Source organism: Streptomyces sp. NPDC032940 (genome assembly GCF_040636935.1).
GTDB lineage: Bacteria > Actinomycetota > Actinomycetes > Streptomycetales > Streptomycetaceae > Streptomyces.
On the sequence record NZ_JBEZVJ010000002.1, the window covers coordinates 404,106 to 425,593 of the forward strand.

The 21,488-nt window shown below is 73.3% G+C and carries 15 protein-coding genes; 5 read left to right on the forward strand and 10 right to left on the reverse strand.

The genetic code is table 11. The annotated features are described in order from the left end of the window. Positions 1-41 precede the first annotated feature (41 nt). The 6 genes from AB0E77_RS04470 to AB0E77_RS04495 all read right to left on the reverse strand — a co-directional run bounded on the left by AB0E77_RS04470 (position 42) and on the right by AB0E77_RS04495 (position 7,146). Positions 42-866 (reverse strand): CoA ester lyase, encoded by an 825-nt coding sequence (locus AB0E77_RS04470; RefSeq protein WP_361565362.1) that lies wholly within the window; start codon positions 864-866, stop codon positions 42-44. Continuing rightward, complete coding sequence (locus AB0E77_RS04475; RefSeq protein ID WP_361565364.1) at positions 863-2,089, reverse strand: CoA transferase; 1,227 nt, start codon at positions 2,087-2,089, stop codon at positions 863-865. The genes AB0E77_RS04470 and AB0E77_RS04475 overlap by 4 nt, the downstream gene beginning before the upstream one ends. After that, positions 2,071-3,453, reverse strand: a complete 1,383-nt coding sequence (locus AB0E77_RS04480; protein ID WP_361565367.1) for an ADP-ribosylglycohydrolase family protein — start codon at positions 3,451-3,453, stop codon at positions 2,071-2,073. The genes AB0E77_RS04475 and AB0E77_RS04480 overlap by 19 nt, the downstream gene beginning before the upstream one ends. After that, positions 3,441-4,616, reverse strand: coding sequence for an ADP-ribosylglycohydrolase family protein (locus tag AB0E77_RS04485; RefSeq protein ID WP_361565370.1), 1,176 nt, complete (start codon positions 4,614-4,616; stop codon positions 3,441-3,443). The genes AB0E77_RS04480 and AB0E77_RS04485 overlap by 13 nt, the downstream gene beginning before the upstream one ends. Then, positions 4,613-5,737: an ADP-ribosylglycohydrolase family protein gene (locus AB0E77_RS04490; protein WP_361565622.1), complete on the reverse strand. Its 1,125-nt coding sequence runs from the start codon at positions 5,735-5,737 to the stop codon at positions 4,613-4,615. Before AB0E77_RS04490 ends, AB0E77_RS04485 begins: the two co-directional genes overlap by 4 nt. A 224-nt stretch (positions 5,738-5,961) precedes the next feature. Continuing rightward, positions 5,962-7,146 carry an ADP-ribosylglycohydrolase family protein gene (locus tag AB0E77_RS04495; protein WP_361565373.1) on the reverse strand — a complete coding sequence of 395 codons (1,185 nt, stop codon included), beginning with the start codon at positions 7,144-7,146 and terminating at the stop codon, positions 5,962-5,964. Between the two features lie 259 nt (positions 7,147-7,405). Between AB0E77_RS04495 and AB0E77_RS04500 the strand changes: the two genes are divergently transcribed. The 3 genes from AB0E77_RS04500 (at position 7,406) to AB0E77_RS04510 (ending at position 14,563) form a co-directional block, all read left to right on the forward strand. Next, positions 7,406-8,137: a VIT1/CCC1 transporter family protein gene (locus AB0E77_RS04500; RefSeq protein ID WP_361565375.1), complete on the forward strand. Its 732-nt coding sequence runs from the start codon at positions 7,406-7,408 to the stop codon at positions 8,135-8,137. Positions 8,138-8,568: 431 nt separating this feature from the next. Beyond that, entirely contained in the window at positions 8,569-13,107 is a 4,539-nt protein-coding gene (gene gltB, locus AB0E77_RS04505) for a glutamate synthase large subunit (protein ID WP_361565378.1), read from the forward strand. After that, a complete protein-coding gene (locus tag AB0E77_RS04510; protein WP_361565380.1) occupies positions 13,100-14,563 on the forward strand; it encodes a glutamate synthase subunit beta in 1,464 nt (487 codons plus the stop codon). The genes gltB and AB0E77_RS04510 overlap by 8 nt, the downstream gene beginning before the upstream one ends. A 111-nt stretch (positions 14,564-14,674) precedes the next feature. On the opposite strand, the gene AB0E77_RS04515 is transcribed toward AB0E77_RS04510, so the two are convergent. The 4 genes from AB0E77_RS04515 to AB0E77_RS04530 all read right to left on the reverse strand — a co-directional run bounded on the left by AB0E77_RS04515 (position 14,675) and on the right by AB0E77_RS04530 (position 18,173). Then, positions 14,675-15,577 (reverse strand): chitosanase, encoded by a 903-nt coding sequence (locus AB0E77_RS04515; protein WP_361565383.1) that lies wholly within the window; start codon positions 15,575-15,577, stop codon positions 14,675-14,677. After that, complete coding sequence (locus tag AB0E77_RS04520) at positions 15,574-16,503, reverse strand: rhomboid family intramembrane serine protease (RefSeq protein ID WP_361565386.1); 930 nt, start codon at positions 16,501-16,503, stop codon at positions 15,574-15,576. The genes AB0E77_RS04515 and AB0E77_RS04520 overlap by 4 nt, the downstream gene beginning before the upstream one ends. Positions 16,504-16,603: 100 nt before the next feature. Then, positions 16,604-17,242, reverse strand: a complete 639-nt coding sequence (locus AB0E77_RS04525) for an SIMPL domain-containing protein (RefSeq protein WP_361565389.1) — start codon at positions 17,240-17,242, stop codon at positions 16,604-16,606. A 37-nt stretch (positions 17,243-17,279) separates the two neighbouring features. After that, positions 17,280-18,173, reverse strand: coding sequence for a hypothetical protein (locus AB0E77_RS04530; protein WP_361565392.1), 894 nt, complete (start codon positions 18,171-18,173; stop codon positions 17,280-17,282). Positions 18,174-18,293: 120 nt separating this feature from the next. Between AB0E77_RS04530 and AB0E77_RS04535 the strand changes: the two genes are divergently transcribed. Further along, a complete protein-coding gene (locus AB0E77_RS04535) occupies positions 18,294-18,632 on the forward strand; it encodes a chorismate mutase (RefSeq protein WP_361565395.1) in 339 nt (112 codons plus the stop codon). 281 nt (positions 18,633-18,913) lie between these two features. Further along, positions 18,914-21,412, forward strand: a complete 2,499-nt coding sequence (gene pepN, locus AB0E77_RS04540) for an aminopeptidase N (protein ID WP_361565398.1) — start codon at positions 18,914-18,916, stop codon at positions 21,410-21,412. Positions 21,413-21,488: the final 76 nt, after the last annotated feature.

Genomic DNA, 21,488 nt, shown 5'->3' on the forward strand with positions numbered 1-21,488 from the left:
CCGAGGGCGCCCGGGGAGGATCCGGGCGCCCTCGGCGTGTCTCAGGCGAGGACGGGACGCCGGGCCAGGGACAGCGTCCGGCGGGCCGTCGCCACCACCGCCGCGTCGATGAACCGCCCGTCCGGCAGCGCCTGGGCCCCCGGCTGCGCGGTGGCCGCCTTGACGATGGTCTCCGCCTCCTCCAGCTCCCGCTCGGTCGGCAGGTAGGCCCGCTCGATGATCGGCAGCTGACGCGGGTGGATCGCGGCGCGGCCGAGGAAACCCAGGGCACGGCCGTGCGCGCAGGACGCCGCGAGACCCTCCAGGTCCCGGGTGTCCGGATGCACCGTCTGCGACGGCGGCGCCAGCCCCGCCGCCCGCGCGGCCACCACCACGCGGGCCCGCGACCAGTCCAGGCCCGCGTCACCCCGTACGCCGAGGTCGGCGCTGAGATCCGCCTCGCCGAGGGCGATGCCGCGCAGCGACGGGTGGGCGGCGGCGATCGCGTACGCCCGTTCCACTCCCAGGGCCGTCTCCAGCAGCGCGTACAGCGGCGGCCCGCCGGTCGCCTCGGCGACGGCGGCGATCTGCCCCGGGGACGTCACCTTGGGCAGCCGCAGCCCGGCCAGCCCCGGCAGCGCGGCCACCGCCGCCAGGTCCGCGGCGGCCAGCGGTCCGTCCAGGGCGTTCACCCGCACGTGCACCGGCACCGGCTGCGGGTCGGTGAGCAGCTCGGCGGTGCAGGCGCGGGCGTACTCCTTGCGGTCGGGGGCGACCGCGTCCTCCAGGTCGATCACCACCACGTCGGCCCCGGCGGCCAGCGCCTTGGCGACCACCCGGGGCCGGTCCCCGGGGGCGTACAGCCAGGTCAGTGCGGGGGCCGTCATACGACACCCGCCTCGCGCAGCTCCTTCACGTCCGCCTGGGTCAGCCCCAGCTCGGTCAGCACCTCCTCGGTGTCCGCGCCGTGCGGCCGGCCGGCCCAGCGGATCGCGCCGGGGGTGACGGAGAGCCGGAACAGCACGTTCTGCATGCGCAGCGGCCCCAGCTCGGGATCGTCGACCGTGGTGACCGTGTCGAGGGCCTGGTACTGAGGGTCCGCCATCACGTCCCGCACGTCCTGTACCGGGGCGACGGCCGCCTCCGCCTTCTCGAAGGCGGCGAGCACGTCGGCACGGGTGTGCCGGGCGATCCAGTCGCCGACCGCCGCGTCCAGCACGTCCGCGTGCCGGGCCCGGTCGGCGCCCGTCGCGAACCACGGCTCGTCGATCAGCTCCGGGCGGCCCACCAGATGCATCACGCGTTCGGCGACCGACTGCGCGGAGGTGGAGACCGCGACCCAGGTGCCGTCGGCGGTGCGGTACGTGTTGCGTGGGGCGTTGTTCTGGGAGCGGTTCCCGGTGCGCGGCTGGACGTGGCCGAGCTGGTCGTACCAGATCGGCTGCGGGCCCAGCACGGTCAGGATGGGCTCGATGATCGCCATGTCCACGACCTGGCCCTCGCCGGTGAGGTCACGGGCGGACAGGGCCGTCATCACGGCGTACGCGGTCGCCAGCGCGGCGATCGAGTCGGCCAGCCCGAACGGAGGCAGGGTCGGCGGGGCGTCCGGCTCGCCGGTCATCGCCGCGAAGCCGCTCATGGCCTCGGCGAGGGTGCCGAAGCCGGGGCGGCGCGCATAGGGGCCGAACTGACCGAAGGCCGTGACCCGGGCGAGGACCAGGCGCGGATTGACCGCGGACAGCTCGTCCCAGCCCAGATCCCACTTCTCCAGGGTGCCCGGGCGGAAGTTCTCGATGATCACGTCAGCGGTCGCCGCGAGGCGGAGCAGGGTGGTCCGGCCGCCGGGCTTGGACAGGTCGAGGGTGAGGGTGCGTTTGTTGCGGCCCAGCAGCTTCCACCACAGGCCGATGCCGTCCTTCGACGGGCCGTGACCCCGGGAGGGGTCGGGGCGGGTGGGGTGCTCGACCTTGACGACGTCGGCGCCGAAGTCGCCGAGCAGGGTGGCGGCGAGCGGGCCCGCGAAGAGGGTGGCGAGATCGAGGACGCGCAGGCCCGCCAGGGGGGCCGGCACGGGCAGGGGCGCGGGGGGAGTCACGACGGGCCGGGGCATGAGCGGGTGGCCTCCGTGTGGGTGAGGTGGGCGAGGGTGTCGAAGCCGATGCCGTCGAAGTCGCCCACCGACGTGGCCAGGCGGTTCTTCAGCGGCGCCGTCCACTGCTCGGGCAGGGCGGCCGGGGAACCGGCGAGCAGGCCGGCGACGCTGCCGGCGGTGGCTCCGTTGGAGTCGGTGTCCCAGCCCCCCGACACGGCCCGGCAGACCGAGCCGGCGAAGTCGCCGTCCGCGTGGGTGAGGGCGGCGGCGATCAGCGCGGTGTTGGGGACGGCGTGGACCCAGTGGTGGGCGGGGGAGTGGGTGGCGTGCAGCTCGTCCACGACCGTGTCGAAGTCGTCGTACGTCCCGGCGAGCCGGACGGCGTGGCGGACGGCCCCGGCGAGGCGCGAGCCGGGCGGGACGACCGAGAGGCCGGTGCGCAGGCAGGCGTGGACGTCGTGGGTGCCGGTGGCGGCGTCGGCGATCACGGCCGCCGCGAACATCGCCGCGTGGACGCCGCTCGCGGTGTGGGTGAGGACCGCGTCGCGATGCGCCTGCGCTGCGGCGCCGGCCGGGTCGCCGGGGTGGGTCCAGCCGTGCACGTCGGCGCGGATCAGGGCGCCGATCCACTCGCGGAAGGGATTGCGGTGGCTTGCCGTGGCCGGAGGTTCGAGGCCGGCGAGCAGATTGCGGTAGGCGACGCGCTCGGCGGTGAAGACACGGCCGGCGGGCAGCTCGTCGAGCCAGACGCGGGCGACGTCGGCGGTGGTGAAGGCGCGGCCGTGGCGCCGGAGGAGCAGGAGGCCCAGGAGAGGGAAGTTGAGGTCGTCGTCCTCGGGCATGCCGTCGATGTTCTCGGCGAGGGAGGTGGCCGCGGAGCGGCGGTTCCAGGGATGTGCGGCGAGCACCTCGTCGGGGACGCCGCGGGCCGTGAAGTACGAGGCCGGCGGCCAGTTCCCGGCGGCCTGTGCGAGGCGGCGGATGCCGGTCAGGGGGAGCTTCTCGACGGGCTTGCCGAGCAGGCAGCCGGCGGCCCGGCCCAGCCAGGCGGCCTCCAGGCGCTCGGTGTACGCGGCCGGGGGCGCGGTGGCGCGCGGCGCGGGCCACCGCGGGCACCTGGCCCTGACGGCGTCCAGCTCCGTCGGTTCGTCGGCCGCCGAGGCACTCGGCAGGGCGGCCAACTCGTCCAGCAGCTCCTCCGCCAGCAGACGCAGGGCCGGGGAGGCCGGCTCGGGGGACGCGCCCGCCCGGTCGGGGGCGTCGCGGCCGCCCGCCGCGCGCCAGCGGGCGGCGACCGCCGACGCGTCCCGGCCGTCCAGCGCGGCCTGGCGGAGTTCGTGGCCGATCAGGTCCTCCGGCTGGACCCAGGTCAGTCGGAGCATCCCGCGCCTCCGATCGCGGTGAACGCCCGCTCGTGGGCGCGGCGCCGCTCGACGTCCCGCGCGAAGACCTCACGGGCCACCTCGGTCAGTGTCGTCGCCGGCTCCCACAGGTCCAGGCGGCTCGCCTCCGCGACCGTCTTCGCCCAGTCCTCGGGGACGGGGGAGCCCAGCGCCCCGGCCAGCGCGCCCGCCATGGTGGCGATGGAGTCGCAGTCGCGGCCGTAGTTGACCGCGCCGAGCACCGCGTGACGGTAGTCGCCGCCGGACACCAGCAGCATGCCCAGCGCGACCGGGAGCTCCTCGATCGCGTGCAGCCGGGACGGGCGACGGGCGCCGAGGGAGGGGCGCCGGTAGTCGGGCCCGACCGTGTCGTACGGCGCGACCGCCTCCCGCAGCGGCGCGAGCGCCGGCTCGAACTCCGAGTACCGCGAGGCCACCTCGCCGACCGCCTCGATCGCCGCCCGGGTGCCGTCCTTCGCCAGGGAGAGACAAGCCGACAGCACCGTGTCCGGGGTGGCGCCGGGAGCGCAGGCCGCGGCGACGGCCGCCGCGAAGACCCCGGCCGCCTCACGGCCGTACGACGACTGGTGGGCGCCCGCGACGTCCAGCGCCTCGGCGTAGGCGGCAGCCGGAGCGGCGGCGTTGACCAGGCCGACCGGGGCCATGTACATCGCCGCGCCGCAGTTGACGATGTTGCCGGTGCCGGCCTCGCGCGGGTCGACGTGGCCGTAGTGGATCCTGGCCACCAGCCACTTCTCCGCGAGGAAGATCCGCTGGAGCGGGAGCGCCTCCGCCTCCAGCTCCGGGATCCAGCGCGGGTGCGTCATCAGGTCCGGGACCAGGTGCTCGGCGACCGCGTAGGCGTCGAGATGGCCGCGGACCGTGGCGTAGACCCGGACCAGCGCGTGGGTCATCAGGGTGTCGTCGGTGACGTGGCCGTCGCCCTTGTGGTACGGCGCGATGGGGCGGGCGGTGCGCCAGGCGTCGCCGTTCCAGGGGCCGACGACGCCGTGGATCCGGCCGCCGTGGCGTTCGAGGATCTGCTCGGGGGAGTAGCCCTCGACCGGGCCGCCGAGCGCGTCGCCGACGGCCGCGCCGACGAGGGCGCCGGTGACGCGTTCCTCCAGGCTCGCCGTGCCGTGCTGCGAGGTGCGGGCTGTCATGGTGTGCGTCCTCCTTCGGGTCGGGGCCGTTGCGTGGCGTGCAGGAGCCCGGCGAGTTCCACCAGGTCCGTGCCGGTGAGCCGGGGCAGCACACAGCCCGGCAGTGTGCGGCAGGCCTCGCGCCAGGGCGCGGGGATCGAGGCGCCGCCGCCCAGCGCGCCGGTGAGGGCGCCCGCCAGGGCGGGGGCGGAGTCGGCTACCCGGGAGAGGCAGGCCGCCGCCGGCACGGCCTCGGCGATCCGGCCCCGGGCGGCCCGGGCCAGGGCGAGGGCGACCGGGACGGTCTCGGCGGCGGCGACGCCGTAGCTGTAGACGTGGTCGACGATCTGGTGCTCCAGCAGCGGCACCAGGGCGAACGCGCTCTCCGCCTCGGTGGTGAGGGCGAGCGCCTGCCGGGCGTTGCGGCCGATCTCGGTCTCCTCGGGGAGTTCGGCCAGCGCGGCGTCCACGCAGGCCCCCACGTCGCCGCCGCCGAGGGCACAGGCCAGTGCCGCCGCCATGGCCCGGGCGCCGTGCACGCCGTCGCCGTCCTGGGTGTAGCGGGCGTCGAACTCGGCGAGGTCGGCGGCGAGGCGCGGGGCGCCGGGGTGGGCGACGGCGAGGACGCAGGCCCGGACGCAGGCGGCGTCGTCGAAGTAGTGCGGGTTGTCGTGGCCGGTGGCGGGCGGGCGCAGGCCGGTGGCGAGGTTGCCGAGACCGGCCCGCACCGAGATGCGGGCGCGCAGCGGCAGCACCGCCGACTCGACCTCGGGGGCGCGGTCCGCCGCGGCGGCGACCTCGCTGGCGGCGGCGTTCCAGGTGAGGTCGATCGCGGCGCGGGTCCGGCGCTCCCGGCTCAGGTCGCCGAGCGCGCCGTCGTCCCCGGCGCGCAGCAGGGCCTCCGCCGCGAACGCCGCCCACTCGGCGTCGTCCGACGGGCCGAGGCGCAGGGGCTCCGGGTTCTGGTTCAGCGCGATGGGGACGGGGAGGGTGGTGGTCGCGTTCTGCTCGGCGAACGTGTCCAGCTCGCGGGTGAGACGCCGCGTCCACTCGGGCATCCGCGCCGCCCGGTGCCGGGCGGCGGGCCACCCCGCCGCGTCCCCGGCGGCGAGCCCGAGCAGCAGCCCCTCGACCCGCCGCAGATCGGCGGGCGCCGCCGGGCCGGTGCGTTCGGGGGCGGGCGGGGCCGGCCGCGGCGCGCCGGGACGGGTGGGCGCTGGAGGGCTGGTCCGGCCGGTGCCGGCGGCCGTGGTGAGGGCCTGGGGTTCGGGGCGGTGCGGGCTGCCGGCGGTGGGCTGGTCCACATCGTCCGAGGTGGCGACGTACGCCGTGGTGGCCGGTTCCTCGCCGGCCGAACGGGAGCGGGTCACGGCCACACCCCCACCGCGCCGGCGTGCTCGCCGGCGGCGCCGCTCCCCGTGCGCCGGTCCGTGCCGCCCCCTCGTGACGGCCGCTCGGCGGGGTCGCCCCGGGTGGGCCGGCCGGTGGCGGCGCGCTCCGGAGGGCCCGCGTCGACTCGTGCGGGTGGGGCGGCGGCCCCGCTGTCCGGCGGGCGCGCGGCCGGTACCAGGAGGTCCGCGATGTCCAGTACGTGGTGGCCGCTCATCGCCGGCAGGCAGGTGCCGCGCGCCGGGCCGATGGCCGCGGCCCACTCGGGCGGGATGGCCGAGAGGCCCCGGCTCGCCCCGGCCAGCGCGCCCGCCACCGCCGCCGTGGTGTCCGCGTCGCGGCCCATGTTCACGGCCGTCAGCACCGCGTCCGTGAAGTCCCCGTCGGCCGCCGCGAAGGCCCCGAAGGCGAGGGCGACCGCCTCGGGGGCGAGGTCCGTCCAGGGGTAACCGCCGATGACCACCGCGGAGCGCACCGCGCGTTCGCCGAGGTGGGCCGCCGTCATCGCGCGGCGCAGACAGCGGGCCGTCCAGGAGTCGTCCGGCACCACCGCCAGCGCCGAGGCCACCACCGCGACGGCCGGCGCCCCCGTCATCGCCGCCGCGACCCCCGCGGCCACCGCCTGGCCACCGTAGATGCCCTCGCCGTCGTGGCTGACCGAGCCGTCGATCGCCACCAGCCGGGCCGCCTCGGCGGGACGGCCGGCCGCGAAGACGCCGTGCGGTGCGGCCCGCATGGCCAGTCCGTCGCTCCAGGCGTGGCGGTGCTGGGCGGAGACGGGGGCGGCCAGCCCGCGGCGCAGGTTCTCCAGCGTGCCGCGCTCGCTGAAGCCCGCACCCCGGAAGGGCCCCTCCTCCCGGTCCGCGATCCACTCGTGCCAGGCCGCCTCCACATGGGCCGGGGTGAGGGCAGAGCCGTGCCGGGCCAGCAGCAGCCCCGAGAAGATCGCGTACTCCGTGTCGTCCGTGCCGGACGGCCGCTCCGCCACGTATCCCGTGATGCGGCCCCAGCGGGCGCGGATCTCGGAGGGCTTCAGGTTCTCCGCCGGTGCCCCGAGGGCGTCCCCGACGGCCAGACCGAGCAGTGCGCCGCGCGCCCGTTCGCGGAGCCCGGCGGCGTCCCCCGGGGCGGGGACCGAGGGAATGCAGGCGGTGGATGCCATGCGGCCTCTCCTCTCAGGCGGCGCCCGAAGAGGCGCACAGCCCTTTGCGGAACTGTCCCCGGTGCGGCTCGCGGCGCAGCCTCACACGCCCCAGCGTCACCCGGTCGACATATGGGCGAGCATGATCACGGATGAGCGTCCGAGCGTAAAAGTGCAGGTAAGCCCAGCCTTTCCTTGCTGGCGAGACGGAAATGACCGCCGTACATTTGGCGTTGTCGAAAAGTAGAACCCGTCCAAACAGATTCGTGGGGGATCATCCGTGGCCATCATCGAGACCGAGGCGGCGCTGCATGTGGCGCATCGTGACAACCACACACACCGCGACGTGAACGGCGGCTGGCTGCGCCCCGCCGTCTTCGGCGCGATGGACGGGCTGGTCTCCAACCTCGCCCTGATCACCGGCGTCGCCGGCGGTGCGGCCGGTCAGCAGACCGTCGTGCTCAGCGGTCTCGCGGGCCTCGCCGCCGGCGCCTTCTCCATGGCGGCCGGCGAGTACACCTCCGTCGCCTCGCAGCGCGAGCTCGTCGAGGCCGAGCTGGCCGTCGAGCGCCGGGAGCTGAAGAGGTTCCCGAAGGACGAGGAGGCCGAGCTGGCCGCCCTCTACGAGGCGCGGGGCGTCGAGCCGGAGCTCGCCCGCGAGGTCGCCCGGCAGCTGTCCCGCGACCCGGAGCAGGCCCTGGAGATCCATGCCCGCGAGGAGCTGGGCATCGACCCCGGCGACCTGCCGTCGCCGCTGGTCGCGGCCGTGTCGTCCTTCGGTTCGTTCGCCGTCGGCGCCCTGCTGCCCGTCCTGCCCTTCCTGCTCGGCGCCAGTGCGCTGTGGCCCGCCGTGCTGCTGGCGCTGGCCGGCCTGTTCCTGTGCGGCGCGGTGGTGGCCAGGGTGACGGCGCGCAGCTGGTGGTTCAGCGGGCTGCGGCAGCTCGCGCTGGGCGGTGCGGCGGCCGGTGTGACGTACGTCCTGGGCGGCCTGTTCGGAACGGCCGTAGGATAGCCCGGCTCGAACTTATGCGTCAGGCCGCATAAGTAGTCGTTACTCGCTGGTTTCGAGTGCGTGACCACCGGGCATGAGCCGTAAGCGCTGTGGGCAACGACGCCTGCCGTGCACGCGCGGGGTGGGCGACGACGCCCCCTCCGCCCCCTGGACCGACGGACACCGACCTGTCCGCTCCGGTCCCCACAGCTTCCGTCGCCGGGACCGGATACCCCTGTCCGGACCCCTGCGATGTCCGCATGGTGGAACGGATTATCCCGGTCAACGAGAACCGCTCCATCATGTAACCTGCATCAAATTTTGCACTCCAGCAGAGGGCCAACGTCGTCCCTCGGCACTTTGCCCCATGCCACCTGACGACGACGGGAGAGCCGATGCGTACGCCGCGCCAGCCGTCCCAGCATTCCGCGAATGGCCAGAACTGGTCCTTCATGGATGCTCGCCCTGCTGCGCAGGGTATGTACGACCCCCGCAACGAGCACGACGCCTGCGGCGTCGGCTTCGTCGCCACCCTCACGGGCGAGGCGTCCCACACCCTGGTCGACCAGGCACTCACCGTGCTGCGCAACCTCGAGCACCGCGGCGCCACCGGCTCCGAGCCCGACTCGGGCGACGGTGCGGGCATCCTCTCCCAGGTGCCGGACGCCTTCTTCCGCGAGGTGGCCGGATTCGAACTGCCCGAGGCCGGGGCGTACGCCGTCGGCATCGCCTTTCTGCCGGTCGACGGCACCGAGGACGCCGCCGCGCGGATCGAGACGATCGCCGCCGAGGAGGGCCTCACCGTCCTCGGCTGGCGCGAGGTCCCCGTCGCCCCGCAGCTGCTCGGCGCCACCGCCCGTTCGACCATGCCGGCCTTCCGTCAGATCTTCGTGACCGACGGGGTCTCCCAGGGCATCGCCCTCGACCGCCGCGCCTTCGCGCTGCGCAAGCGCGCCGAGCGCGAGGTGGGCGTCTACTTCCCGTCGCTGTCCGCGCGGACCATCGTCTACAAGGGCATGCTGACCACCGGCCAGCTGGAGCCCTTCTTCCCGGACCTGTCCGACCGCCGCTTCGCGTCCGCGATCGCGCTCGTGCACTCCCGGTTCTCCACGAACACCTTCCCGTCGTGGCCGCTCGCCCACCCGTACCGCTTCGTCGCGCACAACGGCGAGATCAACACGGTCAAGGGCAACCGCAACTGGATGGTCGCCCGCGAGTCCCAGCTCGTCTCCGACGTCTTCGGCTCCTCCTCGGACCTGGAGCGGCTCTTCCCGATCTGTACGCCGGACGCCTCGGACTCCGCATCCTTCGACGAGGTCCTGGAGCTGCTGCACCTCGGCGGGCGCTCGCTGCCGCACTCCGTGCTGATGATGATCCCGGAGGCGTGGGAGAACCACGACTCCATGGACCCGGACCGGCGCGCCTTCTACCAGTTCCACTCCACGATGATGGAGCCCTGGGACGGCCCCGCCTGCGTCACCTTCACCGACGGCACCCAGGTCGGCGCGGTCCTCGACCGCAACGGCCTGCGTCCCGGCCGCTACTGGGTCACCGACGACGGCCTCGTCGTCCTCGGCTCCGAGGTCGGCGTCCTCGACATCGACCCGGCCAAGGTCGTCCGCAAGGGCCGCCTCCAGCCCGGCCGCATGTTCCTCGTGGACACCGCCGAGCACCGCATCATCGAGGACGACGAGATCAAGGCCGCCCTCGCGGCGGAGCAGCCGTACGCCGAATGGGTCGAAGCCGGCGAGATCGAGCTGTCCGACCTGCCCGAGCGCGAGCACATCGTGCACACCCACGCCTCGGTCACCCGCCGCCAGCAGACCTTCGGGTACACCGAGGAGGAGCTGCGCGTCATCCTCGCGCCGATGGCCAAGGCCGGCGCCGAGCCGATCGGCTCCATGGGCACCGACTCGCCGATCGCCGCGCTGTCCGAGCGCCCCCGGCTGCTCTTCGACTACTTCACGCAGCTCTTCGCCCAGGTCACCAACCCGCCGCTGGACGCGATCCGCGAGGAACTGGTCACCTCCCTGCGCTCCTCGCTCGGCCCCCAGGGCAACCTGCTGGACCCGACGGCCGCCTCCTGCCGCAGCGTCCTGCTGCCCTTCCCGGTCATCGACAACGACGAGCTGGCCAAGCTCATCCACATCAACGCCGACGGCGACATGCCCGGCTTCAAGGCCGCGACCCTCTCCGGTCTGTACCGGGTGCACGGCGGCGGCGACGCGCTGGCCGCGCGCATAGAGGAGATCTGCGCCGAGGCCGACGCCGCCATCGAGAACGGCGCCCGGCTGATCGTCCTCTCCGACCGCCACTCGGACGCCGAGCACGCCCCGATCCCGTCGCTGCTGCTCACCGCGGCCGTCCACCACCACCTCATCCGCACCAAGCAGCGCACCCAGGTGGGCCTGCTGGTCGAGGCCGGCGACGTCCGCGAGGTCCACCACGTCGCGCTGCTCATCGGCTACGGCGCCGCCGCCGTCAACCCGTACCTGGCGATGGAGTCCGTCGAGGACCTGGTCCGCGCCGGAACCTTCCTGCCGGGTGCCGAGCCCGAGCAGGCCATCCGCAACCTGATCTACGCCCTCGGCAAGGGCGTCCTCAAGGTCATGTCGAAGATGGGCATCTCCACCGTCGCCTCCTACCGCGGCGCCCAGGTCTTCGAGGCCGTCGGTCTCGACGAGGCCTTCGTGGAGAAGTACTTCAACGGCACCGCCACCAAGATCGGCGGCGTCGGCATCGACGTCGTCGCCAAGGAGGTCGCCGCCCGCCACGCCAAGGCCTACCCGGCCAGCGGCATCGCGCCCGCGCACCGGGCGCTGGAGATCGGCGGCGAGTACCAGTGGCGCCGCGAGGGCGAGCCCCACCTGTTCGACCCGGAGACGGTCTTCCGCCTCCAGCACTCCACCCGCGCGGGCAAGTACGAGATCTTCAAGAAGTACACCGAGCGCGTGAACGAGCAGTCCGAGCGGCTGATGACGCTGCGCGGCCTGTTCGGCTTCAAGAGCGACCGGCAGCCGATCTCCGTCGACGAGGTCGAGCCCGTCTCCGAGATCGTCAAGCGCTTCTCCACCGGCGCCATGTCGTACGGCTCCATCTCCCAGGAGGCGCACGAGACGCTCGCCATCGCCATGAACCAGCTGGGCGGCAAGTCCAACACCGGTGAGGGCGGCGAGGACCCGGAGCGCCTGTACGACCCGGCGCGCCGCTCCTCGATCAAGCAGGTCGCCTCCGGCCGCTTCGGCGTCACCAGCGAGTACCTGGTCAACGCGGACGACATCCAGATCAAGATGGCCCAGGGCGCCAAGCCCGGTGAGGGCGGCCAGCTGCCCGGCCACAAGGTCTACCCGTGGGTCGCCAAGACGCGTCACTCGACGCCCGGCGTGGGCCTCATCTCCCCGCCGCCGCACCACGACATCTACTCCATCGAGGACCTCGCCCAGCTCATCCACGACCTGAAGAACGCCAACCCCCAGGCGCGCATCCACGTCAAGCTGGTCTCCGAGGTCGGCGTCGGCACCGTCGCCGCGGGCGTCTCCAAGGCCCACGCGGACGTCGTGCTGATCTCCGGCCACGACGGCGGCACGGGCGCCTCGCCGCTGACCTCGCTCAAGCACGCGGGCGGCCCCTGGGAGCTCGGCCTCGCCGAGACCCAGCAGACCCTGCTGCTCAACGGCCTGCGCGACCGCATCGTCGTCCAGACCGACGGCCAGCTCAAGACCGGCCGCGACGTCGTCATCGCCGCGCTGCTCGGCGCCGAGGAGTTCGGCTTCGCGACCGCGCCGCTGGTCGTCTCCGGCTGCGTCATGATGCGCGTCTGCCACCTGGACACCTGCCCGGTCGGCATCGCCACCCAGAACCCGGTGCTGCGCGACCGGTTCTCCGGCAAGGCCGAGTACGTCGTGAACTTCTTCAAGTTCATCGCCGAAGAGGTCCGCGAGATCCTCGCCGAGCTGGGCTTCCGCTCCATCGAGGAGGCCGTCGGCCACGCCGAGACCCTCGACGTCACCCGCGCCGTGAACCACTGGAAGGCGCAGGGCCTGGACCTGGCCCCGCTCTTCCACGTGCCCGAGCTGCCCGAGGGCGCCGTGCGCCACCAGGCCGTCGGCCAGGACCACGGCCTCGAGAAGGCCCTGGACAACGAGCTGATCAAGCTCGCCTCGGACGCGCTCGGTGCCACGGACGCCACCGACGCCGCGCCGGTGCGCGCCCAGGTCGCCATCCGCAACATCAACCGCACGGTCGGCACCATGCTCGGCCACGAGGTGACGAAGAAGTTCGGCGGCGCGGGCCTGCCCGACGACACCGTCGACATCACCTTCACCGGCTCCGCCGGCCAGTCCTTCGGCGCCTTCGTCCCGCGCGGCATCACGCTGCGCCTGGAGGGCGACGCCAACGACTACGTCGGCAAGGGCCTCTCCGGCGGCCGTATCGTCGTCCGCCCCGACCGGGGCGCCGACCACCTCGCCGAGTACTCCACCATCGCCGGCAACACCATCGGCTACGGCGCCACCGGCGGAGAGATGTTCCTGCGCGGCAAGGTCGGCGAGCGCTTCTGCGTCCGCAACTCCGGCGCGCTGGTCGTCTCCGAGGGCGTGGGCGACCACGGCTGCGAGTACATGACCGGCGGCCACGCGGTCGTCCTCGGCGAGACCGGGCGCAACTTCGCGGCCGGCATGTCCGGCGGCGTCGCCTACGTGATCGACCTCGACCGGGACAACGTCAACGTCGGCAACCTCGACGCCGTCGAGGCCCTGGACGACACGGACAAGGAGTGGCTGCACGACGTGGTGCGCCGCCACGCCGAGGAGACCGGGTCCACGGTCGCCGAGAAGCTGCTCGCCGACTGGCTGGCCGCCGTGGAGCGCTTCAGCAAGATCATCCCCCGTACGTACAAGGCAGTGCTCGCCGCCAAGGACGCCGCCGAGCGAGCCGGTCTCTCCGAGACCGAGATCACCGAGAAGATGATGGAGGCGGCGACCAATGGCTGATCCCAAGGGCTTCCTGAACCACGGCCGCGAGGTCGCCAAGACCCGGCCCGTCCAGGAGCGCGTCAAGGACTGGAACGAGGTCTACGTCCCCGGCTCCCTGCTGCCGATCATCAGCAAGCAGGCCAGCCGGTGCATGGACTGCGGCATCCCGTTCTGCCACAACGGCTGTCCGCTCGGGAACCTGATCCCCGAGTGGAACGACTACGCCTACCGCGAGGACTGGTCGGCGGCGCAGGAGCGCCTGCACGCCACCAACAACTTCCCGGAGTTCACCGGCCGCCTGTGCCCGGCGCCGTGCGAGTCCGCGTGCGTGCTCGGCATCAACCAGCCGCCGGTCACCATCAAGAACGTCGAGGTCTCCATCATCGACAAGGCGTGGGAGACCGGGGACGTCGCCCCGCAGATCCCCGAGCGCCTGTCCGGCAAGACCGTCGCCGTCATCGGCTCGGGCCCCGCGGGCCTGGCCGCCGCCCAGCAGCTGACCCGGGCCGGCCACACCGTCGCCGTGTACGAGCGCGCGGACCGCATCGGCGGCCTGCTGCGCTACGGCATCCCCGAGTTCAAGATGGAGAAGCGGCACATCAACCGCCGCATAGAGCAGATGCGCGCGGAGGGCACCCGCTTCCGCACCGGCGTCGAGATCGGCCGCGACCTCAAGGCGACCGACCTGAAGAAGCGCTACGACGCCGTCGTCATCGCCGCGGGCGCCACCACCGCCCGCGACCTGCCTGTGCCCGGCCGCGAACTCAAGGGCATCCACCAGGCGATGGAGTACCTCCCCCTGGCCAACAAGGTCCAGGAGGGCGACTACGTCACCGCACCCATCTCCGCCGAGGGCAAGCACGTCGTCGTCATCGGCGGCGGCGACACCGGCGCCGACTGCGTGGGCACCGCCCACCGCCAGGGCGCGGCATCCGTCACCCAGCTGGAGATCATGCCCCGGCCGGGCGAGGAGCGGAACCCGGTCACCCAGCCCTGGCCGACCTTCCCGATGCTCTACAAGGTCACCAGCGCCCACGAGGAGGGCGGCGAGCGCGTCTACGCGGTCTCCACGACCCACTTCGAGGGCGACGAGGACGGCAACGTCCAGTGGCTGCACATGAGCGAGGTCGAGTTCGTCGAGGGCAAGCTGACCCCGAAGCCGGGCACCGAGCGCAAGATCCCCGCCCAGCTGGTCACCCTCGCCATGGGCTTCACCGGCACGGACCGGGAGAACGGCCTCGTCGACCAGTTCGGCCTGGAGCTCGACGAACGCGGTAACATCGCCCGGGACGCCGACTTCCAGACCAATGTGCCGGGTGTGTTCGTCGCCGGTGACGCCGGCCGCGGCCAGTCGCTCATCGTCTGGGCGATCGCCGAGGGCCGCTCCGCCGCGCGCGGCGCGGACCGCTTCCTGACCGGGGCCAGCGACCTGCCGGCCCCGATCCGCCCGACCGACCGCGCACTGGCGGTCTGACGGCGACCACACAGTCGTCCCGCACAAAGGCGTGCGGAACACTGACGGCGCCTGCCCTGTCCCCGACCGGACGAACGGGCAGGCGCCGTCGCATGCTCGGCTGCCGCGTGCTCAGGGCAGCTTGTAGGTGTCGCCGTACATCTCCCACACCAGTGGCGTCTTCAGGTCCATGTTCCCGGCCGCCAGGAACCGGCGCTGGGCCGTGTCCACGCGGGAGGTGTCGATGCCCGGCCGCTTGGCCAGCATCGCCTCGTGCCGGATGTCGAGGAACGCGTCCAGGTACGCCTTCTCGGAGCCGCCCTCGGCCGGCGTCTTCGCCTTCCTCATCGCGCGCTCGCGCAGGCTGTAGAAGCCGTCCGCGTCGCTGTCGGGGCCGTGGAAGACCATCGCGTCGAAGTACACGAACTGGCCCAGCGTGCCGAGCCCGTCCAGCTTGGCCAGCCGCACCGACGGCTGGAAGTAGACCCGGTCGCGCTCCTCCTCCTGCGCCTTGCGGAACGCGGGCAGCTTCGCCTCCGCCTCCCACGCGGCCGTGAAGCCGGGGTCGAGGCCCTCGTGCGAGTCCGTGCCGTCGACCGCGCGCAGCGCCGGCAGATACTGCGCCAGGCCGTTGTCCGGGTGGTCCTCGGTGTAGTGCTCGACCAGGGTGAGCAGATCGTGGGTGCCGGTGCAGAAACCGATGATCCCCGCCGTGTAGCCGTCGCCCTGCCCGGGGTCGCTGATGCTGCCGTAGGCGCTGCGCCAGTTCGTGGTCGAGTTCTCGGCGCTGGACACCAGCTGCTGGGCCAGCTCCTTCTTCGCCGGGGCCGCGAGCCCCGGCGGCAGGTCGGCTATCAGCTCGTCGTCCGCCTCCCGCTCCTGCTCGGCCCGGTCCTTGGCGTCCTCGCGGGAGGACTGGGTGGTGGCCGTGGGCGGAACCACCGGGGCGTCGGCCCCGTCCGTCGGCATGAGGAAGTACACCCCCGTGGCGACCACGGGGACGGCCGCGAGGAGCAGCACACCGGCACGTTTCACTGGGGAATACCTCCGCCTGACAATTCCGACACCTTGACCGCCGCCGCCACCGCGAGCAGCACCACCAGACCCGCACACGCGCCCGCCTGCACCAGCGTCCGGCGCCCGTCCCGGGGCGCGTACGCGAGGCCCACGGCCACCACCGCACCCGCCAGCAGCCCGCCCAGATGGCCCTGCCACGAGGTGAGCCCCGCCGAGATCAGCAGCCACAGCAGCAGGAACGCCATGAAACGGTTGACGGGCGCCGTGTCCGCGCCCAGCCGCCGCGCCAGGACGTAGTACGCGGCCCCGAGACCGAAGACCGCGCCCGACGCACCGACCGAGGGCTGGGCGGGGTCGGCGAGGAGCAGCTCGAGGACGGAACCGCCGAGCGCCGACAGCAGATACAGGACGGCGTACCGGACCCGGCCGAGCATCGGTTCCACCACCCGGCCCAGCTGCCACAGCGCGGCCATGTTCATCACGATGTGCAGGACGCCGAACGTGCCCTCGGTGGGCTCCAGGTGGAGGAAGGCGCCGGTGAGCATGCGCTCCCACTCACCGGCGACGACGCCCTCGGCGCGGAAGCCCTCCGGGAACACGCTCTGGTAGACGTAGTGGCCCCCGTCCGGCCCGACGAGCCGCGCACCGACCATGGAGAACCGGTCCACGATCGCGGGCCGCACCACTTCCGCCAGATACGCGAGGACGTTCAGCCCGATCAGCACATACGTCACGAGGGGCGTCGCCGAGACCCGGCCGCCGACGATCGTCCGCGCCTGCCGCACCGACCGCGCGCCCTCCTTCAGGCACTCCGGACAGTGGTGGCCCACCGCCGCCTCGTGCATACAGTCGGGGCAGATGCGGCGCTCGCAGCGGGTGCAGCGGACATGACACTCCACCGCGGGATGGCGGTAGCAGGTCGTGACGGTGGACTCGGAATCCACGGCCGGCTCCTCGGGACGGACGGACGGTGAGCCGGTGGGGACGGCGGCGAACAAAATATCGAAACACTGTGCCGCCCCTGAGAGGCGGGGTCCGTACGGCTCAGCGCCTGAGCGAATAGCCCAGCACCACGGCCGCCGAGACCTCCACCGTTCCCGGCGCCAGATCACCGGCCGAGGCGCCGCCCCCGGCGCCGTGGCCGCGGTACCGCTGCACCGCCGACTCGGCGTCCACGTCCTGGATGTGCACCACCGGACCCAGCCGCACGTCCGCCGCCTCCGCGTACACCTCGGCCTTCCGGCGGGCGGCGGCCACGGCCCGGCGCCGGGCCTCGTCGCGCAGCGCCGCCTTGTCGTGCACGTCGAACTCCACCCGCTCGATCCCGTGCGCGCCCGCGTCGACCGCCTCCACGAGCAGCCGCTGAAGGCCGTCCAGCGCCTCGGACTCCACCGTGTACGACGCCTGGCAGCGGTAACCGAGCAGGGTGCGCTCCCCGTTGTAGCCGCTGTACTCCGAGCTGAGCCGGAGCCGGGAACCGGAGACCGCGGTGTCCGCCACCCCGTGCCGGCGCAGCACCTCCCGCAGCCGCGCCACCGCCGCCCCCGCCTCCTCGAAGGAACGATCCGGCGACGGCGTCAGCACATCCACCGCCAACCGCACCCGCACCAGCTGCGGTTCCACCCGCACACTGCCCGCACCGAAAACACTGAGCCCCCAGGGCTCCCTGATCGTCTCCGTCATGCGGGCATTGAAGCAGCCGCCGTCCGCCGCCGTCCGCCTACGTGTCGCACTCCAGCACCGTCCGACACAGCCCGCACCGTGCCCGCACCCGCCCCCGCACCGGCACCCTGATCCGCTGGTGGCACGTCGGACAGGGGAACGCCACCCGCAACGGCCCCCGCGCATCGGGCAGGAACGCGTACGGGGCGTCCGTCACCGGAGCGGTATGCGGGTCCAGCGCGTGCCGCCGGTCCCGGGCATAGCGCCGGCGCCCCGCCCACCCCGCCCCCGTCAGCGGCGGCTGCTGCTCGTCCCGGCGGGCCCGCGCCATCCCCTTGGCGTACGCCGTGCAGGCCTGCGGACTGGTGAACCACACCTCCGGGTCCTCCCCGAACAGCAGCGCCCGCTTGGCGAGCACATACCCGAACTCCTCCGGCGTCAGATACCCCAGCTTCTGCGACGACACCGCGTCCTCCCGGTACGCGTCCAGCAGCAGCCACCCCGCGCCCAGATACGCCGCCGCCGTGTCCGTGAGGATCTCGTTGTCCCGCGTCCCCGGGAAGGAGAGGTCCAGACGATGCAGATACACATGCATCACCTCGTGCGCCAGGGCCGCGCCGATGTCCCGCCGATGCGTGCGGAACCGGTCGTTCAGCTCCACGAAGTACTCCGGACCCGCCGCCAGCTCGACACTGGCGGCATGCGTCATCTCCCGGAAGGAGATGATCATCCGGGCGTCCGGCAGCCGGTAGTGACGCACCAGCTCGCGCGCCACCCGCTGCGCCCCCAGATACAGGTCGTCCGTGTCGCAGAACGCCACGTCCGCCGGGGCCACACTGGCCGAGAAGGTCTGGACGGTGTCGTACGACAGGCGCTTGTACAGTGCCGTGACGGCGGCCCGCACCGTCTCCAGATGCGGGTAGCCGTGCTCGACCGGACCGCCGTTCGCCACGCCCGTACCCCCAAGACGCCTCAGCCTGCGTCCACTGTACGAGCCGCGCCGGGGCGCCGCGCCGCCCACGGCATGAGACGGTGTGCGGCGCCCGGCGGGCCGCCCGTAGGGTGATCGGCCATGACCACCAGCAACACCGGTACCGGTGCCGCCGACCAGGCCGTCCGCGAGGAGCTCGCCCGGCTGCGGGACAGCATCGACAACATCGACGCGGCCGTCGTCCACATGCTCGCCGAGCGCTTCAAATGCACCCAGCAGGTCGGCCACCTCAAGGCCCGCCACCAGCTGCCGCCCGCCGACCCCGCCCGCGAGGCCAAGCAGATCGCCCGCCTGCGGGCCCTCGCCGAGAGCGCCAAACTCGACCCGGCGTTCGCGGAGAAGTTCCTCAACTTCATCATCGCGGAGGTCATCCACCACCACGAGCGCATCGCGGAGGACACGGACAACGGGACCGACTGACGTCGGACCGCCGCGGCAGCTGCGGGCAGTCGTGCCTCCCCCAGTGCCTGAACGGCCCGGGAGGTACCCCCACGGCGGCACGGGTGGGCGCTGGGGGTCCCCCTCCGGGGGAGGCACCCCGCCAGCGCCGGGCCACGCGCCCCACCCGCGGCCCACACCCCCCGGGCGCCTCGCAGCCGGCGCCCACCCCCGCCCCGTACACACCCCGGCGCGGACCGGACAAACCCCGCGTACCGATCCGCCCCTGTGCCCCGCCCACCGCATCAGGCAGCATGTCGTGCATGTCCGTACTGACGCGCGACGAAGCGCAGACCCGTGCCCAGCTCCTCGACGTCCACCACTACGCGATCGACCTCGATCTGACCCGTGGCGACGAGACCTTCGACTCCCGCACCGTCATCCGGTTCACCGTCCGCGCCGAGACGGGCACCACGGACACCTTCGTCGAGGTCAAGCCCGCCGAGCTGCGCAGCGTCACCCTCGACGGACAGCCCCTCGACCCGGACACCCTGGACGAGAACCGCCTGCCGCTGAAGAACCTCGCCCCCGGCGAGCACGAACTCCGCGTCGACGCGGCCATGCGCTACTCCCGCACCGGCGAGGGCATGCACCGCTTCACCGACCCCGCCGACGACGAGACCTACGTCTACACCCAGCTGTTCATGGACGACGTGCAGCGCGTCTTCGCCGCCTTCGACCAGCCCGACCTCAAGGCCGTCTTCGACCTCACCGTCACCGCCCCCGAGGGGTGGACCGTCCTCGCCAACGGCATCACCGAGCACACCGGGGACGGCCGCTGGAAGGCCGCCACCACCCCGCTGATCTCCACCTACCTCGTCGCCGTCGCCGCCGGCCCCTGGCACTCCGTGCGCACCGAACACCGCGGCCTGCCCTTCGGCATCCACTGCCGCCGCTCGCTCGCCCCCCACCTCGACGCCGACACCGACGAGATCCTCGACGTCACCCGGGCCTGCTTCGACCGCTACCACGAGAAGTTCACGGAGCCCTACCCCTTCGACTCCTACGACCAGGCGTTCGTCCCCGAGTTCAACGCGGGCGCCATGGAGAACCCTGGCCTGGTCACCTTCCGCGACGAGTTCGTCTTCCGCTCCGCCGTCACCGACACCGAACGCCAGACCCGCGCCATGGTCATCGCCCACGAGATGGCCCACATGTGGTTCGGCGACCTCGTCACCCTCAAGTGGTGGGACGACATCTGGCTGAACGAGTCCTTCGCCGAGTACATGGGCTACCAGACCTGCGCCGAGGCCACCCGCTTCACCGGCACCTGGACCGACTTCGGCGTCACCCGCAAGCCCTGGGGCTACGACGCCGACCAGCGCCCCTCCACCCACCCCGTCGCCCCCGAGAACGTCGACGACACCGCCTCCGCACTCCTCAACTTCGACGGCATCTCCTACGCCAAGGGCGCCTCCGCCCTGCGCCAGCTCGTCACCTGGCTCGGCGAGAAGGACTTCCTCGCCGGCATCAACACCCACTTCGACCGGCACAAGTTCGCCAACGCCACCCTCGCCGACTTCATCGACTCCCTCGCCTCCGCCACCGAACGCGACGTCCACGCCTGGGCCGACGCCTGGCTGCGCACCACCGGCGTCGACACCCTCACCCCGCACCTCACCGGCGACAACGGCGACCGCGCGCTCACCGTCGGCCGCGACGGCACCCGCCCCCACCGCATCGCCGTCGGCCTCTACGACCGGGACCTCACCGACGAGGGCCGCCTCACCCTGCGCGAACGCGTCGACCTCGACGTACCCCAGAGCGAACCGCGGCCCATCGGCAAGCTTCCCGCCCTGATCGTCCTGAACGACGGCGACCTGAGCTACGCCAAGATCCGCTTCGACACCGAGTCCTTCAAGGCCCTGCGCGAGGGCCTCTCCGGCCTCCCCGACCCCCTCACCCGCGCCGTCGTCTGGAACGCCCTGCGCGACGCCGTCCGCGACGGCGACCTCCCCGCCGGCGCCTACCTCGACACCGCCCGCACCCACCTCCCGCACGAGACCGACCTCGCCCTCGTCTCGGGCGTCCTCGCCTTCGCCGCCGCCCAGGTCGCCGACCGCTACCTCACCCCCGAGCAGCGCCCCGCCGCCCTCGCCACCCTCTCCGACCTGTGCCGCGACCTCATCCGCCGCACCGAGGACGGCGACCACCCCGGCCTGCGCCTGATCGCCGTACGCCACTACATCGACGCCGCGGCCCACCCCGACACCATCGCCGCCTGGCTCGCCGACGGCACCGTCCCCGGCGGCCCCGAACTCGACCCCGAGCTGCGCTGGCGCATCCTCACCCGACTCGCCGTCCTCGGCGCCGTCGACGAGCCCGCCATCGCCGCCGAACTCGAACGCGACCCCAGTGCCACCGGCCAGGAAGGCGCCGCCCGCTGCCGCGCCGCACTGCCCGACGCCGAGGCCAAGAGCCGCGCCTGGGAGGCCATGTTCACCACCGACGACCTCTCGAACTACCTGTTCACCGCCACCGCCCGCGGCTTCTGGCAGCCCGAACAGGCCGACCTCGTCGCCGGCTACGTCCCCCGCTACTACGCCGAGGCCGTCGCCGTCGCCGCCCGCCGCGGCCCCGCCATCGCCGAGGCCGCCGGCCGCTGGGCCTTCCCCGTGCACGCCGTCGACGCCGGCACCCTGCGCCTCGGCCAGGAGTGCCTCACCGACGCCGACCCGATCCCCGCCCTGCGCCGCAAGCTCGTCGACCAGCTCGACGACCTCGCCCGCGCCCTGCGCGTACGCGACAGCCAGACCGGCTGACCCCCCGGCACCCGGCCGGCCCCCGGACCACGCGGAGGCCGGCCGCACCGCCACACCCACCTCCACGGAAGTACCC

Bases quoted from the DNA above. Each gene is read 5' to 3' on its own strand.
- AB0E77_RS04485 (WP_361565370.1), bottom strand. From the start codon at position 4,616: ATGACAGCCCGCACCTCGCAGCACGGCACGGCGAGCCTGGAGGAACGC.
- AB0E77_RS04475 (WP_361565364.1), bottom strand. From the start codon at position 2,089: ATGCCCCGGCCCGTCGTGACTCCCCCCGCGCCCCTGCCCGTGCCGGCC.
- AB0E77_RS04470 (WP_361565362.1), bottom strand. From the start codon at position 866: ATGACGGCCCCCGCACTGACCTGGCTGTACGCCCCCGGGGACCGGCCC.
- AB0E77_RS04535 (WP_361565395.1), top strand. From the start codon at position 18,294: ATGACCACCAGCAACACCGGTACCGGTGCCGCCGACCAGGCCGTCCGC.
- AB0E77_RS04525 (WP_361565389.1), bottom strand. From the start codon at position 17,242: ATGACGGAGACGATCAGGGAGCCCTGGGGGCTCAGTGTTTTCGGTGCG.
- AB0E77_RS04495 (WP_361565373.1), bottom strand. From the start codon at position 7,146: ATGGCATCCACCGCCTGCATTCCCTCGGTCCCCGCCCCGGGGGACGCC.
- AB0E77_RS04480 (WP_361565367.1), bottom strand. From the start codon at position 3,453: ATGCTCCGACTGACCTGGGTCCAGCCGGAGGACCTGATCGGCCACGAA.
- gltB (WP_361565378.1), top strand. From the start codon at position 8,569: ATGGATGCTCGCCCTGCTGCGCAGGGTATGTACGACCCCCGCAACGAG.
- pepN (WP_361565398.1), top strand. From the start codon at position 18,914: ATGTCCGTACTGACGCGCGACGAAGCGCAGACCCGTGCCCAGCTCCTC.
- AB0E77_RS04510 (WP_361565380.1), top strand. From the start codon at position 13,100: ATGGCTGATCCCAAGGGCTTCCTGAACCACGGCCGCGAGGTCGCCAAG.